Annotated in this window: 12 protein-coding genes; 8 read left to right on the top strand and 4 right to left on the bottom strand. The window is 66.5% G+C overall.

Annotated features, from left to right (window positions below; genetic code table 11):
* Positions 1 to 36 precede the first annotated feature (36 nt).
* The 8 genes from SRU_RS14935 to SRU_RS14900 all read left to right on the top strand — a co-directional run bounded on the left by SRU_RS14935 (position 37) and on the right by SRU_RS14900 (position 10,970).
* On the top strand, positions 37 to 471 hold the full coding sequence (locus SRU_RS14935; protein WP_103015447.1) for a hypothetical protein: 435 nt from the start codon (positions 37 to 39) through the stop codon (positions 469 to 471).
* A 266-nt stretch (positions 472 to 737) separates the two neighbouring features.
* Positions 738 to 1,922 (top strand): hypothetical protein, encoded by a 1,185-nt coding sequence (locus tag SRU_RS14930; protein ID WP_162713415.1) that lies wholly within the window; start codon positions 738 to 740, stop codon positions 1,920 to 1,922.
* Between the two features lie 176 nt (positions 1,923 to 2,098).
* The gene (locus SRU_RS14925; RefSeq protein ID WP_011405554.1) at positions 2,099 to 3,343 is read left to right on the top strand and encodes an ABC transporter permease; all 1,245 of its coding nucleotides are present in this window, start codon (positions 2,099 to 2,101) and stop codon (positions 3,341 to 3,343) included.
* Between the two features lie 51 nt (positions 3,344 to 3,394).
* Positions 3,395 to 4,615, top strand: coding sequence for an ABC transporter permease (locus SRU_RS14920; protein WP_011405553.1), 1,221 nt, complete (start codon positions 3,395 to 3,397; stop codon positions 4,613 to 4,615).
* 48 nt (positions 4,616 to 4,663) lie between these two features.
* The gene (locus tag SRU_RS14915; protein ID WP_011405552.1) at positions 4,664 to 6,076 is read left to right on the top strand and encodes a TolC family protein; all 1,413 of its coding nucleotides are present in this window, start codon (positions 4,664 to 4,666) and stop codon (positions 6,074 to 6,076) included.
* A gap of 51 nt (positions 6,077 to 6,127) precedes the next feature.
* Positions 6,128 to 7,492: an efflux RND transporter periplasmic adaptor subunit gene (locus tag SRU_RS14910; RefSeq protein WP_112905095.1), complete on the top strand. Its 1,365-nt coding sequence runs from the start codon at positions 6,128 to 6,130 to the stop codon at positions 7,490 to 7,492.
* A gap of 123 nt (positions 7,493 to 7,615) precedes the next feature.
* Positions 7,616 to 8,380 (top strand): ABC transporter ATP-binding protein, encoded by a 765-nt coding sequence (locus SRU_RS14905; RefSeq protein ID WP_173387053.1) that lies wholly within the window; start codon positions 7,616 to 7,618, stop codon positions 8,378 to 8,380.
* A 58-nt stretch (positions 8,381 to 8,438) separates the two neighbouring features.
* Positions 8,439 to 10,970 (top strand): DUF5686 and carboxypeptidase-like regulatory domain-containing protein, encoded by a 2,532-nt coding sequence (locus SRU_RS14900; protein ID WP_011405549.1) that lies wholly within the window; start codon positions 8,439 to 8,441, stop codon positions 10,968 to 10,970.
* Positions 10,971 to 11,022: 52 nt separating this feature from the next.
* Here SRU_RS14900 and SRU_RS14895 read toward each other — a convergent pair whose 3' ends face one another.
* From SRU_RS14895 to SRU_RS14880, 4 genes are all read right to left on the bottom strand, one after another.
* Entirely contained in the window at positions 11,023 to 12,480 is a 1,458-nt protein-coding gene (locus SRU_RS14895) for a sugar porter family MFS transporter (RefSeq protein WP_081580713.1), read from the bottom strand.
* 224 nt (positions 12,481 to 12,704) lie between these two features.
* Positions 12,705 to 15,305, bottom strand: coding sequence for a glycoside hydrolase family 3 N-terminal domain-containing protein (locus SRU_RS14890; RefSeq protein ID WP_011405547.1), 2,601 nt, complete (start codon positions 15,303 to 15,305; stop codon positions 12,705 to 12,707).
* A gap of 195 nt (positions 15,306 to 15,500) precedes the next feature.
* Positions 15,501 to 16,625 (bottom strand): family 16 glycosylhydrolase, encoded by a 1,125-nt coding sequence (locus SRU_RS14885; RefSeq protein WP_112905093.1) that lies wholly within the window; start codon positions 16,623 to 16,625, stop codon positions 15,501 to 15,503.
* A 45-nt stretch (positions 16,626 to 16,670) separates the two neighbouring features.
* Positions 16,671 to 17,585: a hypothetical protein gene (locus SRU_RS14880; RefSeq protein WP_231847227.1), complete on the bottom strand. Its 915-nt coding sequence runs from the start codon at positions 17,583 to 17,585 to the stop codon at positions 16,671 to 16,673.
* Positions 17,586 to 17,593: the final 8 nt, after the last annotated feature.

Raw genomic sequence — 17,593 nt, 5'->3', positions numbered from 1 at the left:
CTGCACACCGTTCCGCTTAGGTCAAACGCACACGCCATGGCCGATTCCCACGCCACGCACTCCGAACGCCTCCCCAACGGATACGTCGAAAAGACGGACGGACGGGTGGCCCCCAAGGACCTGGTCTGGGATTCCTCCGACGCGGAATTCAGAGAGGTCGAACGAGGAGACGCGGCCTTCGGGGCGAAGCTCGACGGGTTCGAGCGCGTCGCCACGCCGGCCTACTGGGTCACGTTCGACGGAACGACCGGCATCGTCTGGGGCGTCGGCACGTCCCCGGAGGAGAGCCTGCGGACGGCCAAGTTTGAGGCGTTCGGGGACGACCACGGGGCCGTCGGGTACGAGTTTGCCTGCTGGTGTGAGGAGATGAGCACCCGGGTGTGCTCCGAAACGCTGTACGAGAAAGTGAATGACGAAGGCCAGCTTTCCATTTCGGAGGACCGCCTCCGGAAGCACATCACCATGACGTAGTCTCGTCTGACGTAGTCTCGTCGCGGGGCGCCCGTCCCGCATCGCAGAAGAACGGGCGGCCCGAATGCGGGAGGGAGCCGGCCGGGGGGCAGAGGCGGAATGCGAGAAGCGGCCCCATCGATCTCCGCTGCTCGGGCATTCGTCGCACCACACGGCCGGTTCGTCGCAGGACGGGCATCACGGACGGGCAGAAAGCATACGGGAGAGGCGCACGACACGACGCTGCCGCGTGTGCCGCTCTTGTCTCCTGAATGATCCAGGCCGTCATGACTGCCCGTCGCCCACCGTTCTGGGGGCTTCTCCTGCTCGTCGCCGCCGTGGGACTCGCCGGCTGCGAGCCCTACATGAGCCTCACCGACCGCATTCCCACGCAGACGCGGCAGGCGACGGCCCTCCTTCCGGAGGCGCCCCGCTTCGCCGGCATGGTTGACCTGGAAGCGGCGACCGGGCAGCTTGGGGTGTGGACGGAGATGGATCTGCAAGAGCAGCTTCAGCAGGCAGAAGGCACCCGCCTGGGGGCGTTCCTGGACGCGACGGGCATGGCGCCGGAGACGGACCTGAAGGCAGTATACGGGGCGGGCGGCCGCGGCCAGTCGTTCAGTGCAGTGGTGTTTGCGGACCTGACGCCGTCTCAGATGGACCGGTACCTGGACCGCGTGCCGGAGGCGGGCCGCGCAACGACCTACCGGGAGGTCCCCGTCTACCACCTCGTCTCGGGGACCCAAACGGACGAGGCCTCCGCCTCCGACACCCTCACGATGGGGTTTGTGCGCGACGGGGTGATCGCCGCGGCCCCGGACGCCGGGCGCGTTGAGGCCATGGTGGACCGACACCGGAACGCGGCGACCGGCCTCCGGGGCAACGAGTCGTATATGACGCTCGTGGAGCGGGTGGGCCACGGCAGCACGGCGTGGCTCGTGGGACGCGACGTCCTGCAGACTGCGCTCCGCGACTCCACGGCGGAACGGGGCGACACGACAGAGGGGGCGTCTGATCCCAACGAGGCCGGGCTCCAGCGAATGCTTGGGGCCTGGGCCGACCGCACGCTGGGGATCGACGACCCCTCGTCCTTCGAGGCCCCGGACGACAGTCGGTTTGAGCGACTGCGGCGTCAGGTGCGCGAGCAGGCCGTCTCGATCACCCTGAGCGCCGAGTCGATGGAGGGGGAGGCGTACCTCACGATGCAGGACGAGACCAGTGCCGCCAACGTCGTGGACGTGTCCAAGGGCGTGATGGCGGCGCTCCGGCTGTCCGGGGACGACGCGGAGACCGACGGCCTGCGGGGGATGCTCAACGACGTAACCATCGACCGGGACGGCCCGATCGTGCACGCGCAGTTTGCGGTCGGCCGTGAGCAGTTCCGGCAGACGGTCCAGGCCGGTCGGGGGGCGCCTGCGGCTCGTCGGTCGGTGGCTTCGATTCGTCGGGCGAACCGGGCGATTCGTCGATAGGGGGGCATCACGCGGGGGGCGTTGGTGTTGGAGAGGGGGCACCATGACGAGAGCAGCCCGCAGCCGGTGCGCCAGGCGGCCTTCCTCCCCTTCCGGTGGGGGCGCGGCCGAGGAGAAAGCCGACGAAAAAGAGGAGGAAATGCCGTTTCGTGTTTGTTGAACGCTTGCGAGAGCCCATGCGCCGTTTTGTCTTCGAAGTCGTGGAGGGGGTCCGCATTGCCGGGCAGGCCATCTGGGCCAACAAGATGCGGTCGACGCTCACCACGCTCGGCGTCATCATCGGCATTGCGGCGGTGACGCTGATGGCGACCGTCATCAACGGGCTTGACCAGGAATTTGAGAAGGCCCTCTCGCAGCTCGGCACGGACGTGCTGTACGTGGACCAGTTTCCGTGGGGGCAAAACGCCGATCGCGAATGGTGGCGGCTGCGCAATCGCCCCGCCATTCAGCCGGCCCTGGCCGAGACCATCCAGGAGCGCTCGCGCTTTGCCGAGGCCGCGGCGCCGATGATCGACACGGATCAACAGACGACCTACCGGGGGCGAGAGGTTGAGGCCGAGGTTATGGGGTCGCCGCCCCAGTACGGGCGAATCCGAAACGTTGAGCTCCGTCGGGGCCGATTCTACACCCAAGCCGAGGAACGGGCGGGCCGACAGGTCTGCGTGATCGGGGCCACCATTGCCGAGGAGCTCTTTCCGGCCATCACCCCGCTCGGGAAAGAAGTCAAGATGGGAGGGGTCCCCTGCACGGTCGTGGGGGTGCAGACAAAGAAGGGAGAAAGCATGTTCGGGGGGCCCGGGTCGCCGGACGAGCGCATTCTCATGCCGTTTCGCACCTACGACAAGGTTTTTGGCGTCAGTCGCCGAGAGGGGGTGACCGTCATGGCGAAGGTCGGGAATTCGGCCTTGATGAACCGGGCCGAGGAGGAACTGACCGGCATCGTGCGGACGGCCCGCGGGGTGGGGCCGGGGGAGGAGAACAATTTTGCGATCAACGACCAGCAGCAGGTCATGGACAGCTTCGCGAGTGTGCGAATCGCCATCTACGGGGTGGGGCTGTTCCTGACCGGGCTCGCGCTGGTGGTCGGGGGCATCGGGGTAATGAACATCATGTTCGTGTCGGTGCGGGAGCGCACGAAAGAAATCGGCATCCGCAAGGCGGTGGGGGCGAAGCGGCGCACCATTCTGTTCCAGTTTCTCGTCGAGGCCGTCATTGTGTGTCTGATCGGGGGCGTGCTCGGGCTCGGGCTTTCCGCCCTCGGGACGATGGGGGTGAGCGCGTTGGGGCTTAACGCCTCCCTGCCGGCCCAGACGGTGGGACTGGCCTTCGCCATCTGCGTCGGGGTGGGCATCCTATTCGGCATCGCGCCGGCCTGGCAGGCCGCCACGGCCGACCCCATCGACGCGCTCCGATATGAGTAGCGGCCCGTGCCGTGCGGGCCCCTGCACTCTCCGAATGAGATCACTGTTTCCATGAGCGGATTCGAGACAATCCGGGAGGCGCTTCAGGCGCTCCGGGCCAACAAATTGCGCTCCGCCCTCACCCTGCTCGGCATCGTCATCGGGGTCTTTGCGGTCATCGCCGCCGTGACGGCCGTGGACGTGATCGACCAGTACTTCAAGAGCTCGATTCAGGGCTTCGGGGCGTCGACGTTCTCGGTGGAGCGGTACGACTACGGGGGCGGCGACGGGCCCGGGCGCTACCATCCGCCCATCACGCACGACCAGGTTCTGCGCCTCAAGGAACGGGTGGGCACCGACCTGACGGTCAGCGTGAGCGAACGGTACGACGGCGGGGTCAAGGCCCAGTCGGACCGGCAGGAGACGAACCCGAACGTGTCGCTCTACGGCACCGACGAGGCGTTCCTGTCCAACTTCGGCTACGAGATGCGGGCAGGGCGCCCCTTCGTGGAGCAGGACGTGCAGGGGGGGCGCCCGGTGGCCCTTCTCGGGTCGGACGTGGCCGACGTGCTCTTCCCGGCCGTCAGCCCACTCGGCCAGCAGGTGCGAATCGGGCGGGTGCGGCTGGAGGTGGTGGGGGTCCTGGCCGAGAAGGCGGGGCTGTTTCGGAGCCCGAACACGCGGGTGTACGCCCCCCTCACGCACCTTGCGGGGGCGTACGGAAGCGGCGGCCGCAACATGGACGACACGCGCATCCGGGCCGCCTCGCCCCGCCAACTGACGGCCGCGGAAGACGAGGTGCGAAGCCAGTTGCGGGTCATTCGGCAGGTGGAGCCCGGGGCCCCGAGCACCTTCAACATCGAGTCGAGCGACTTCCTCCGGAGCACCTTCGGCCAGTTCACGAGCACGCTCACGACGGGCGGGGCGCTCGTGGGGCTCATCTCCCTGCTGGCCGCCGGGGTGGGCATCATGAACATCATGCTCGTCTCCGTGACCGAACGAACGAAAGAGATTGGCATCCGAAAGGCGGTGGGGGCGAAGTGGCGCAACATCCTGGGCCAGTTTCTGCTGGAGGCGATCATCCTGTGCCAAATTGGGGGCCTGATCGGCATCGTGCTGGGGGGGCTGGGCGGCAACCTAGCGGCCCTCTACTGGGACATCAGCCCCTCCTTCCCGTGGATGTGGGCGGCCATTGCCGTGGGGGGCGTCACCCTGCTGGCCATCGTCTTCGGCGGCTACCCGGCCTACAAGGCCGCCCGTCTCGACCCGATTGAATCCCTCCGATACGAGTAGCGGTCGGCGCCGACCATTCGCGTTCTCCCATCATTCTCGACAGTTTCCATGCGACGACTTCCCCTCTTCCGTCCCGTCTCGACTGGGCTGAGCCTCCTCGCCGTTCTCCTCGTGTTCGGGGCCGCCCCGGCGACCGCGCAGATGCAGCCGCCGCAGGACACCACGCAGGTCACGTTCGACGAGGCGGTGCGCACCGCCCTCGACCAGAACACCAACATCAAGCGGGCCCAGGCCCAGGCCCGGCAGTCCAACGTTCAGGTGCGGTCCGAGTGGATGGACTTTGCGCCCAATCTGAGTATCGATTCGGACGTCACGCGGCGCGTCGGGCGCAACTTTAGTCAGGTGACGGGCGATTTCACCACGCAGTCGACGGACTTTTTCAACCTGAGCGGCCGGTCGAGCATCACGCTCTTCAACGGGTTCGAGAACATTTCCTCCCTCCGGGGGGCCCGCGAGCAGGCGGGGGCGGATCAGACCAACCTGAAGCGCACGCGGCGGGAGGTGGTGTTCGACGTGATGGACCAGTTCATCTCGCTGGTCGAGAGCCGCGAGATCGTGCGGGTCCGCCGGGAACAGGTGACGGCCCAGCGCCAGCGCCTCCGGCAGATTGAGCAGTTCGTGGAGGCGGGCTCCCGGCCTGAGTCGGACCTGTTCACCGCCGAGGCCGATCTGGCCGACGCCGAGCAGCAGCTCCTGCAGGGGAAGCGCGAGCGGGAGGTCACCCAGACCCGGCTCATCCAGACCCTGCAGCTCAATCCCCGGGAGGCCTACGACTTTCGGGTGCCCGACTTGGAGGGGGCAACCCTGGACTCCAGCCGGCAGGAGCTGCCCGCCCTGATCGACGAGGCGTTCCAGAAGCGCCTGGACCTGCGCGTGGCGGAGGCCGAGCGGCGGGCGGCCGAGCAGGGCGTCCGGTCTGCGCGGTCGGCCTACTACCCCACCTTGTCGCTGAGCGGAAGCTACGGGACGGACTGGTCGAGCAGGGGGGTGGCGGGAAACGCGAGCGATGACTTCACCAATCAGCTCGACGTAAACCGGGGCGGCGGCCTCTCGTTGTCCATCAGTATTCCCATCTTCGACCGGCTCCAGCGTAGCAACCAAGTGGAGCAGGCCCAGGTGCAGGCGCAGGACGCCGAGTACGCACTCCAGGACCAGCGCCAGGAGATTGCCCTGCAGGTGCGGCAGTCGTACCTCGACTACCGGAATGCGGTGCAGCAGCTAGAGGCGGCGAACAAGCGCCTTCGGGCCGCCGAGCGGGCCCGCACGGCCGCCCAGGAGCGCTACGAGCTCGGGTCCGCCGACATCGTGGAGCTGCAGAACGCGATTCGCGATTACGTCGATGCGGCCAGCCAGCAGGTCCGGGCCCGATACGAGCTCTTCTTCCAGCAGAAGCGCATCGACTACAATGTGGGACGGCTCTCCCCGTCTGCGCCCCTCCTGGGCGCGCCGGCCGAGCCGTAGAGCCCCACCGTTCTTTTCGTGCCTCTCTACAGAACAGAGATCTTCTCAGCCATGGCCTCCTCGAAGAGCACCTCGAATCGCATGTTGTACGCGGGCGGCGGCCTGCTGCTCGTCCTCCTCGTTGCCGGGGGCCTCGGGTGGCAACTGGGGTGGTTTGGCGGCGGTGAGCGCGGCCTGCAGGTCGAGTCGGAGCGGGCCGAGCGCCGCACCATCACCGAGGTGGTGACGGCCTTCGGCCGCGCCCAGCCCGAGGTGGAGGTCGAGATCAGCCCCGACGTGTCGGGGGAGATTGTGGAGCTTCCCGTAAAGGAGGGCGACGTGGTGCAGCAGGGCGACCTGCTCGCCCGCCTCAAGGCCGACGATTACCGGGCCGCCGTGGAGCGGGCCGAGGCGGGCGTCTCGGAGGCGAAGGCCACCCTCGCCCAGCGCCGGGCCGACTCGGTGCAGGCCCGCCGCACCTACGACCGACAGAAGAAGTTGTACGAGAAGGAGGTCGTCTCGGCGAGCGACTTCGAGGACGCCAAGTCCACGTACGAGCAGGCCGTGGCGCAGCTGCAGGCGGCGCGCTTCCGGGTCGAGAGCGCGCGGGCCGACCTCCAGGACGCCCGCGAGCAGCTCCAGAAGACCCGCATCTATGCCCCCATGTCGGGCACGCTTACGCGGCTCGAGGTGGAGGAGGGCGAGCGCGTGGTGGGGACCCAGCAGCGGGCCGGGACCGAAATGATGCGCGTGTCGCGGCTCGGGCAGATGGAGCTGGAGGTGGACGTCAACGAGAGCGACGTGGTGAACGTCGCGTCGCGGGACTCCGCCACGATTGAGTTCGACGCGCACCCCGACCGTTCCTTCCAGGGGGCCGTCACGGAGATCGCCAACTCGGCCCGCATCCAGAACGAGGGAAGCCAGAACGAGGTAACCAATTTCCCCGTCACGATCCGGGTGCTCGACAACCCCAACACCGGGCTTACGAGCGGCGACGAGGGCGCCATTGCGCGCCCCGAGGTCCCGCGCGAGGGCGCACGCTCACCGGTGATTCGCCCCGGCATGAGTGGGGCGGTCGACATCTACACCGAGACCGCAGAGGAGGCGGTGGCCGTGCCCATCCAGGCCGTCACCGTGCGCGACTTCGCCGAGACCCGCTCCGGCGATGCGTCCGGCGCGGCCGCACAGGGCGACGGGGCGGCGGAGGACCTGCGCCGCGTCGTGTTCGTGGCGGAGGGCGACTCGGCCCGGATGGTGGAGGTGAACACCGGCATCGCCGACGACACGTACATGGAAATTACGGCCGGCCTGGAGGGGGGCGAGACGGTCATCACCGGGCCGTATAGTGCCGTCAGCCGCGAGCTGGAGCCCGGGATGAAGATCCAAACCGGCGAACAGGAGGGCCAGTCGGGCGAAACCATCGCCATGACCCAGTAGGAGGAGCCCGGCGGGGGCGGGTGCATGGCCCCGCCGGGGTTCCGGCCTTACAGCCGAGGGCGACCGAGACTGGACACACGACGTCCGCGCACCCGTTTTGCTCATAGCACACCCGCAACCGCCATGGAAGCACTCGCCACCAACGGGGCCCCGACCAACGCGTCGGACCGGGCCCTCATCGAAGTGAATGGGCTGAAGAAGCGATACATGATGGGGAGCCAGGAAGTGTGGGCGCTCGATGGTGTCACGCTCTCGATCGAAGAGGGCGACTACGTGGCCGTCATGGGGCCCTCCGGCTCGGGGAAGTCGACGTTCATGAATATGCTCGGGTGCCTCGACACGCCCACGAGCGGCACCTATCACCTCCGGGGCGAGGACGTGAGCACGTTCTCCGACGACGAGCTCGCGGAGATTCGCAACCACGAGATTGGGTTCGTCTTTCAGACGTTCAACCTGCTTCCCCGCGTCAACTGCCTGCGCAACGCCGAGCTGCCGCTCATTTACGCCGGCATGTCGAAGCGCGACCGGCGCGAGCGGGCGGCGGAGGCGCTCCGCAGTGTGGGGCTCGGCGACCGCCTCGACCACCGCCCCAACGAGCTGTCGGGGGGGCAGCGCCAGCGTGTGGCGACGGCCCGGGCCCTCGTGAACCGCCCCGCGCTCCTGCTGGCCGACGAGCCGACCGGCAACCTCGACACGGAGACCGGCGACGAGATCATGGAGCTCCTGGAGGGGCTCCACCGGCAGGGCAATACCATTCTGCTCGTGACCCACGAGGAGGCCATCGCCCATCACGCCCGCCGCGTCATCCACCTCCGCGACGGAAAACTGGAGCGCGAGGAAACGGTGGAGGAGCCGGCGCTGGCGGGCGCGGACATCTCGATTGGATAGGCGACGCGACCCACTCGCCCTCGACTGGATTCCCGTGGATGATCCCTGGAGCCGACCCATGGCCCGACGCACTGCCCCGCGTCTTTTCTACCTCGTCCTACTGCCCCTTCTCCTGCTGGCGATCGGCCCTGCCGCCGCCCACGCGCAAGACACGACCGCCGCCCTCCTGGAGGGACGCGTGGTGGACGCGGAGACCGGGGACCCCCTGCCGCAGGCCAATCTCCGCATCGCGGACACGTACCAGGGCACCATCACGAACGTGGACGGGCAGTACACCCTGGCGCTCGACAGCCTGCCGGCCACCGTCGTCGTGCGCTACGTCGGCTACGAGTCCGTCCGCCGCCGCATCACCGCCGACACGCCGCCGCGGCAGACCTTCCGCCTGGCGCCCTCGACCGTGCAGATGGAGGAGGTACGGGTGACGGGCTCCGGAAATCCGGGCGAGACCATCATGCGGCGCGTCATTGAGAACAAGCAGGAGTGGTGGCCGGCGCTCAAGAGCTATTCGGTGGAGGCGTACAACCGGTTCACACTGGCCAATGACACGGCGATTGCCGCCGTGGCCGAGAGCCAAACCACGGCGTTCTGGGACGCGGAGCGGGGCACCCGAGAGGTGGTGCGCTCCCAGCGCGGCACCGCCAACCTGCAAGGCATTGCCGAGTCGGCCCTCCCCGCCGCCGCGACGGTCCTCAACCTGTACAAGGACAACGTCGGGGTCTTCGGGAATCAGATGGTCGGCGTCACCCACCCCGACGCGCTCGACTACTACGACTTTACGCTCGACACCACGCGCGCCATCGACGGACGGCAGGCCTTCCGCATCGAGGTGGAGCCGGCCAATCGCCTCTCGTCCACGTTCCGGGGCACCGTGACGGTGCTTGACAGCACCTATGCCCTGCTCGAGGCCCAACTCCGCCCCACCCCCTCGCTGAGCACGCCGCGGATGCTGAAGGAGGTCGATATCACCTTCGAGCAGCAATTCTCCAACTTCGGCGGGCCGTACTGGCTGCCCGTCGACTTCCGGGCCCGGCGCGACCTAAACGCGCAGTTGTCCGCGCTTATTTCGTTCTCCGACATTCGTATTCGCCAGGTCAGCCGCCTGAACGAGTATCAGATCAACGAGCCGCTTCCCGATTCGCTCTATGACGCCGACGGCGAGGCCGACGAGATCGCGGTGCGTGCCGATAGCACGGTGGGCATTCAGGCCCCCTCCAGCGCCCAGCCCGACTCGCTGGGGGGCGGCCCGTTCGTGCCGTACTCGCAGGACGAGCAGACGGCATACGAGCAGATCGACAGCACCGACACGGTGCAGGACGCGTTCGATCCGGGCGGGCTCTACGGATGGCTTCAGGACCTCGGTCTCGTCGAGGAGGGACTCAGCTTTGGAGGGGACGCGGACGAGACGGCCGCGTCCGACACGACGGATGGGGCCGGCGACGAAGCAACTGCCTCGTTCGTCGACGTGGAGGGCGGGCTTCCGGTTCTTCGCTTCAACCGCGTGGAGGGGGGGCACTTCGGCCTGCGGCTCGACCTCGGCGTCGGGCCGCTCGCCGTCACGGGGCGGGGCGGCTACAACACCGGCCCGTCGGGATCCACGCAGTGGTCGTACGGGGGCGAGGCCACCCTGCCATTGGGCGACGACACGGACCTGTCCGCCGGGTACCACTACGGCATCGAGCCACGCTACCGGGCCCGCTCCCGCATCGCCCCGCTCTGGGCACGCCTCTCAAACAGCCTCTGGACGCTCGCGGGGGCGCCGGACTACTTCGACTACTTCGGCAATGAGCGCCTCCACGTGTCCGTCCGGCACGCCTTCTCCAGTCCCAACCTGGGGCTGGCCCTCCAGCTCCGCAACGAGCGTCACTTCTCCGTCGCGAAGAGCACGGACTACGATGCCCTTGGCCGCTCCGTCACGCAGCCGGTGAACCCTTCGGTGGGGGACGGCCGGCTGCGGTCGGTCGCGCTCACCGCCACGCTGGGCGACGGCGGGCTGCTCGGCGTTCTCCCCATCAACCGCCTGCAGGTGTCCGTGGAGCACAGCGATCCAGGGCTTGCGGCGAGCGACTTTGACTTCACGCGACTGGAGGCGGTGGCCGACGCCCGCATCGAAACGTTTTTCCAGCGCCGCTTCCGTCCCAACGCGTTGGATCTTCGGGTCGATGCCGGGGCTTCGTTTGGGGCCCTCCCCCTACAGCGCTTCGGCGTGATCGAGGCGAGCCCGCAGCCCTACACGCCGTTCGGGGCCCTCCGCACGCTCGACGACCGCCCGTACCAGGGCGAGCACCACGTGGCCCTCTTCTGGGAGCACAACTTCCGGACGGTGCCCTTCGAGCTCCTCGGGTGGCAGGCGCCGGTCGAGCAGGACATTGAGCTCCTCCTGCACGGCGGCCACGGGCGCACCTGGATCGACGACGGCACCGAGCAGCGGCTTCTACGGCGCGGCGCTGCGGTTCAACGGGCGGACGGATTCCACCACGAGGTGGGCCTCTCGGTCAACGGCCTGCTTGAGGATACCCTGCGCCTCGACCTCACCAAGCGGCTCGACGCGCGCGGGTTCAGTGTGGGCGTGAGTGTGCTTCGGTTTCTGTAGTTGAAGACGGGACGTAGGAAGGGGAGGTGGGGGCGAACCCAGAGACGGAGGCCTACGCGGCCGCATCGGCCTCCCGAGACATGTCCTCCAGCGAGCGGCCCTTTGTCTCGTCGATGAACAGCTTCACGAAGACGAAGGCCACGACTCCGAACGCCGCGTAGATGCCGTACGAGATGCCAAGCCCGATGGACCCCAAAAGAATGGGAAAGGTCCACGTGACCAGAAAGTTGGAGAGCCACTGCACCAGGCCGCAGATCGAGAGGGCGGCGCCGCGGAACCGGTTCGGAAACATCTCGCCGAGCATAACCCACATGACCGGGCCCCAGGAGAAGGCGAAAAACGCAATGTATGCGTTCGCGGCCACCAGTGCTACGACCCCTTGATTCCCCTGCATTTCGATGCCGCCAGCCCCGCCCTGCGCCGCCGTGGCGAAGACGTACGCCATGACGCCGAGCATGAGGGCCTGCCCGATCGAGCCCACGAGCAGAAGGGGCCGACGCCCCACCCGGTCGATCAGGGCAATCGCCACGAAGGTAAAGACGACGTTTACCGAGCCGTTGACGACGTTCGTCAGCAGAGCGCTTGCCTCGGTAAAGCCGGCGGCCTGCCAGAGCGTCCCCCCGTAGTAAAACACTACGTTGATTCCGGTCAACTGCTGCAGGGCCGCCAGCCCAATGCCGGCCCACAGCAGGGGGTGAATCCGACCGGTGTGCTCCTGAATCACGTCCGTGAGGCGCGGGCGCCGCTCGTCGTTCAAGGTCGACCGAATGTCGGCGAGCTTCTCCTTCACGTTGGTGGCCGTGCCCAGGCTGTCGAGCACGGAGGCGGCCTCTTCCTCCCGGTTCGCGGCCACCAGGTAGCGGGGAGACTCCGGAATCGCGAGGAGGGAAAGAAAAAATACGCTGGCGGGAATTAGCTCCATCCAGTACATCCATTGCCACGCGTCGAAGCCCATCCAGAACGCGTTGGCGGCGCTTCCGGCAGCCTGCGCGATCAGGTAGTTGTTGAGAAAGGCCACGAAAAGCCCCACCACGATCATGAGCTGTTGGAGCGTGGCTAGGCTGCCCCGAATGCTGGACGGAGCAATTTCGCTGATGTAGGCGGGGGCGAGAATGCTCGCTGCTCCCACTGCTAGCCCGCCGATCAGGCGGGCGGCCACGAAGGGCACCGATCCCCCTGCGGCCCCGGAGCCCCAGGCGCTCACCATAAAGGCGAGGGCCGTGAGGATGAGCGTGGGCCGCCGGCCGACCTTGTCAGCCAAGTTGCCCGCGAAGAAGGCGCCCACCGCGCTCCCCAATAGCATCGACGCCACGTTAAAGCCCGTGACGACCTCCCCAGCTCCAAAATCACTCTGGATCGCCTCCACCGTCCCGTTGATGACTCCGCTGTCGAACCCGAACAGGAACCCGCCGAGCGCAGCGGACAGGGACAAGAGGACGATTTTGAGGACGTTTCCGGTGAGTACTTCCTCATTGGCCTCAGAAGAGGAGTCGGCAGTGGGGTCGGGCATGACGGAATCGACTGCAACGAAAAGAGCGAGGGGCGGACGGGTATTTGGGGAGAGCCGACGCTGGAACGGCACCTCCTGAGAGAGCAGCGCGCTTACACGAGGCCGTGGCCGGGTGGCTGTAGCCGGGTCTCTGCATCGTCGCAGCACCGCTCAGGAGGCAACCGTTCACGCCCGGCACGTTGACATGCACCGTTCCTGTCGACTTGCCGTTACTGTAAGAGCCGTTACTTAAGAGAGGACGTCGTGCCTTGCTCTTCCGGAGAACGGTTCGGCCCCTCCGTGAGGAACCGGTCGCCAACGAGGTCCACGGAGGTGCTGAGGTTGTGAACCGCCACCCGAAAGGTCCCAGGCTCTACCACTGGCTCACCGTCGCGCCCGATGAAGCTGAAGTCGTCGGTCCGCAGCGAGAACGAGAGTCGCGTGCGCTCGCCGGGCGCGAGATCTATCTTCGCAAAGCGGGTGAGCTCCTTCACAGACGGCGTGACGCTGGCGACGAGGTCGCTCAGGTAGAGTTGGGCCACGTCCTGGCCTCGCCGTTCGCCGGCATTGGTGACGGTGACCTCGACCTCAACCTGCCCGCCGTTCTGGAGCGCGCCGGTCGTCATTGAGTCGCGGCTCACCGTGAGGTCGCTGTAGTCGAAGCGCGTGTAGGACAGCCCGTGCCCGAAAGAGAAGAGCGGGTCAAAGCCGCTCATGCCACCCTGCCGGTCCTGGTTCTCGCTGTACTTGCGGTCGTACGTCCGCATGCCTACCGACGAGCGCGGGTAGGTGTAGGGCAGGTGGCCGCTGGGATTGACAGCTCCGTACATGACTTCCATGAGTGCCTGCCCACCCTCAGGACCCGGGTTGTATGCCGTCAGCACGGCGTCCGGCAGGTCGGCCGTATCGTTCAAGAGGCGCGGGCGTCCCTGAATCAGCACCAGGGCCACCGGCGTGCCCGTATCGGCAACCCGGTGGAGGAGCGTGCGCTGGGCGGGAGGCAGGGCCATGTCGTTGAGGTTGCCCGGGGTTTCCGCGTAGGCACCCTCGCCTAGGGCCACCACGGCCACGTCGGCCTCTCGGGCGGCGGCCACGGCCTCGTCCACCTGCTCGGGATCTGTAAGCGTAGCGCCGGGCACGTAGGTCATTCCATCTGTGCCTACCCGCTCACGGACGGCCTCCATAAGCGTAGGGCGCTCTTCTGGAAACATCTTCTGTGCGGCCCCACCGCCCTGCCACGTGTACGACCAGCCGTTGTGCATCGACTGCATGGAGTGGGCCGTGGGGCCGGTCACGAGCACGTCCTGGGTGTCGGACAGGGGCAGAAGAGGGGTGCCTTGGTCCGTCTCGCGGTTGCGGAGCAGCGTCACCGACTCGCGGGCCGCCTGGAGCGAGACGCGCCGGTCGCGCGTGCTTCCGACCTGTTCGGCCTGCTCCAGCCCACGCAGCGGCTCCTCAAAGAGACCGGTCTGGAACTTGAGCCGCAGGATGCGCCGGACCGCCTCGTTGATGCGCGACTCGGGGACTTCCCCGTCCCGCACCAGCGACACCAGGTGGTCGTAAAACGAGAGGTCAGTGGGCACCATGCTCATGTCCATACCCGCCATCACAGCCATCTTGGTCGCTTCCCGCTCGTTATCGGCAACGTGGTGCACGTTCACGAGCTTCTTCACGTCGAGCCAGTCGCTGACCGCTACGCCCTCAAAGCCGAGCTCCTCGCGGAGCACGTCTTGCAAGAGGTACGAACTGGCGTGGGCGGGCACGCCGTTGACCTCGCCGGAGTTGATCATGATGGACTTGGCGCCCGCGTCGATGGCCTTCCGGAACGGTTTCAGCTGGTGCTCACGCATCTCGATGTCCGAAATCCGCGCCGGAGTGCGGTCCAGTCCAGACTCAGGGACGGAGTACCCCACGAAATGCTTCAGCGTACCGGCCACGCGGGAAGCGTTGCTCACATCAGTGCCCTGGTAGCCCCGCAGCATACCGAGACCCATGACGTTGGTCAAGTGCGCATCCTCACTGAACGTTTCGTAGAGGCGGGGCCAGCGCGGCTCCCGTCCCATATCGAGCACTGGCGCGAAATTCCACGGAATGCCAGAGGCGCGCACGTCGCGGGCCGTGATGGCCGCCGTCTCCTGGGCGAGCGCCGGATTCCAGGTGGCCGCCAGGCCCTGATTCTGAGGAAAGAGCACGGCCTCCCGTGTATAGTTGGCGCCGTGGACCGCGTCGATGCCGTACAGGATTGGTATACCAAGACGCGTCTCCTCCATGGCCGTCCGCTGCACCTGGCGAATGACTTCCGCCCAGTGGCCGACGGAGAACGCCTGTCCCGTCACGTTCAGGATGGAGCCCACGTGGTGCTCCACGACCACGTTGCGCAGCTTCTCCGGACTCAGCTCATGCTCGCGGATCGCCGAAGGGTTATCCTGGTGCGGGTCCTTTGAAACCATGCTGAGGGTGAGCTGGGTCATTTGTCCCACCTTCTCCTCCAGCGTCATCTCATTGAGAAGGGAGTCAACCCGCGCCTCTACGTTCTCGACGCTGGTCGTGACAGAGTCATCCAGAATGCCCTGGGCGAACGCGCCGCTGCTCCGGACCGAGGCGCTGACGGGCGGCTGTGGGCTCTTCAGCAGCGAGACGTCACGATCGAGCGCCATGCGGCGCCCCTCGGGGTCGGCCTGTTGCCCTGTTTGGCCCACGGCGTCGGATTCCATCGTCGTGTCAGGAGGAGAGGTGTCGGCCATCGTGTCGTTCGTGGTGGTGGGACGCGTGTCGGCACACCCTGCCAGCAGCACCGAGGCAGCGAGCAGGAAACGTGCCCAGTCTGTGGGTAAGGAGACGTTCATCCGATTCGATGTGGGGAAGATTCGTGGTGGAAACGGATCGGTCGGCCAGCTCTGCTCCGCCCCTCCGATAAAAACGTCGCTCTAGCCCCCGACCTACATCCGATCCGGCCGTGCGGGTGCGCTGTGACTGTAGAACGCGAGTACTCCTGTGGGGCGGGGGACTAAGATCTGCCGGGGTAAGGGCAGGCAGGATCGCTACTCGGGCTTGTACACCCGTACGTAGTCGATTACCATGCGCTCGGGAAATGCCGAGTCGTCAATGCCCTCGGCCCCGCCCCAGGTCCCGCCGACGGCGATGTTCATCAGGAGGTGGAATTTCTGGTCGAAGGGCCATTCCTCCCAGCCGTACTGCTCGCGGTTCCGGAAGGTGAAGTACCGCTCCCCGTCGACGAAGACGCGGATCTCGCTGGGGGTCCACTCCATGGTGTATTCGTGGAAGGCGGACGTGGCGTCGGGCACAGTGATCGAGCCGCCTTTATCGGTGTCGTTGATGTGGTTGAACGCCTCGGTGTGGATGGTGCCGTGGATCACGCCCGCGTCGTACCCTACGTGCTCCATGATGTCCATTTCGCCATTGTCCGGCCAGTACTGGTCGCCATAGGTGTCCTCGTCGGCCAGCATCCAGAGGGCCGGCCACGTACCCCGTCCGCCCGGCAGCTTAGCCCGAATCTCGAAGCGGCCGTATTTCCAGGACGCCTCGCTGTTGAGGCGGGCCGACGTGTAGGCGTTGCCCTGATAGGATTCCTTACGAGCCTCGATGACGAGATTGCCGTTTTCTAAACGTGCATTTTCTGGGTCATTTTCCGTGTAGTACTGCTGCTCCTGATTGCCCCAACCGTCGCCACCGGTTTCATAGTACCACTTGTCCGAGTTCGGGAGGCCCTGTCCCTCAAACTCGTCGCCCCAGACCTGCTTCCAGGTGACGGTGGCGTTGATGGGAGCGACGCGCACGCTCTTCGAAGCGTCGTCGGTGGCCCCGTTCGCGTCCGTCACCGTGAGAGTCACCTCGTAGCGTGCGTTCTCCCCGTACTTGTTCTCTACGGTTTCTGGGAAAGTGTGGCGCACCTGCGCACCCGTTTTCGTCGTTTCTCCGATGGACCACTCGTAGGAGGTAATGCCGCCTTCCGCGTCGCTGGAGCCGGTAGCGTCGAATTGCACCTCAGTTCCGGCGGTGGGCCTGTTGGAAGACACGCTAAACGTGGCGGTCGGAGCGGTATTGGACTCCGTACCTCCGTTTCCTCCCCCCGAGTCGCACCCGGTGGCGAAGAACAGTGGCAGAGCAACGGCGAACGGTCGTAGATACAGGAGCATTGTGTACATGGCAGGAGCGTAGGCTGCGGAAAAAGGGTGCGCCCCGCGTGGAAGCTAATTGCTAGACTCCGGGATCACGGGGCGCCGGCGGATTTCGTCGATGTAGATCGTTCCCGTGAAGGTGTTCGGGTTGTTGTCATTGAGTAGGAGCACGATTTCTCCCATCTGCGTCGGGTCTACGGGCACCCCGTCGAACTGCTGAAAGTTGCCTCGGAAGTCGAAGTAGTAGGTCGCGTACTCCCCGTCGGCTGGCACCTCCGCTACGAGTTCAGGCACGGTGACGTTGGCATCTGCGTTGTCGCCCGCTCCGTTGAGCGCCGTGCGGATGACGGCTGGACCGTCACTCGACGCCGTCGCGCGAATGCGCATCTCCACGACCGGCGTGTCCTCGAAGTTCGTTGGTGCACTGAACGGCTTCGAGATACCCGGGAAGACGCCCACGCCGCCCAGGTTGGTGCCGTCAATGCGGAGCTGGCCCTCCTCCTGGCTGATGCCCGGTCCGCCGAAAGCGAAGAATCCCTCCGTTCCACTTTCAAAGTCGGCAATGGTCTGCGGGCCGATCACCGTGCCAGCAAACCGGACCGTGGCGGTTACGCCCCCGGCGCGGAAGCGGATCGGGGAAGCGTAGTTTCCGGACTGGCGGGGACCTGTGAAGGTGACAAGGAATGAACTTGATCCGTCGGCCGGAGTGCCGTTCTCTTTGCCCACCTCTACGGTATAAACGTCGGGCAAACTGGCGGTGTCAGGACGAGGACGTTCGCTGAGGCCCTGGTATTCCAGCGTGAGGGTATCGGACTGCGAGAGGTCTGGCTGAACGCGGAAGTCGATCTGGGGAGTCACAGGCGCAATCACACCGTCCGCCGTGTCCGTGGCGGGGCCCGAGTCGCACCCCGCCAGCACGAGGCCGGCGGCGACGACAATCAGCAAGAAGCGCAGCACCTGGTGGGCGTAGGAGGAGTCGTGGGTCATGGCAGGCA

It is taken from the genome of Salinibacter ruber DSM 13855, assembly GCF_000013045.1.
Lineage (GTDB): Bacteria > Bacteroidota > Rhodothermia > Rhodothermales > Salinibacteraceae > Salinibacter > Salinibacter ruber.
Note: the sequence above shows the minus strand (reverse complement) of the source record. Positions and strands in the feature narration are given on the sequence as shown.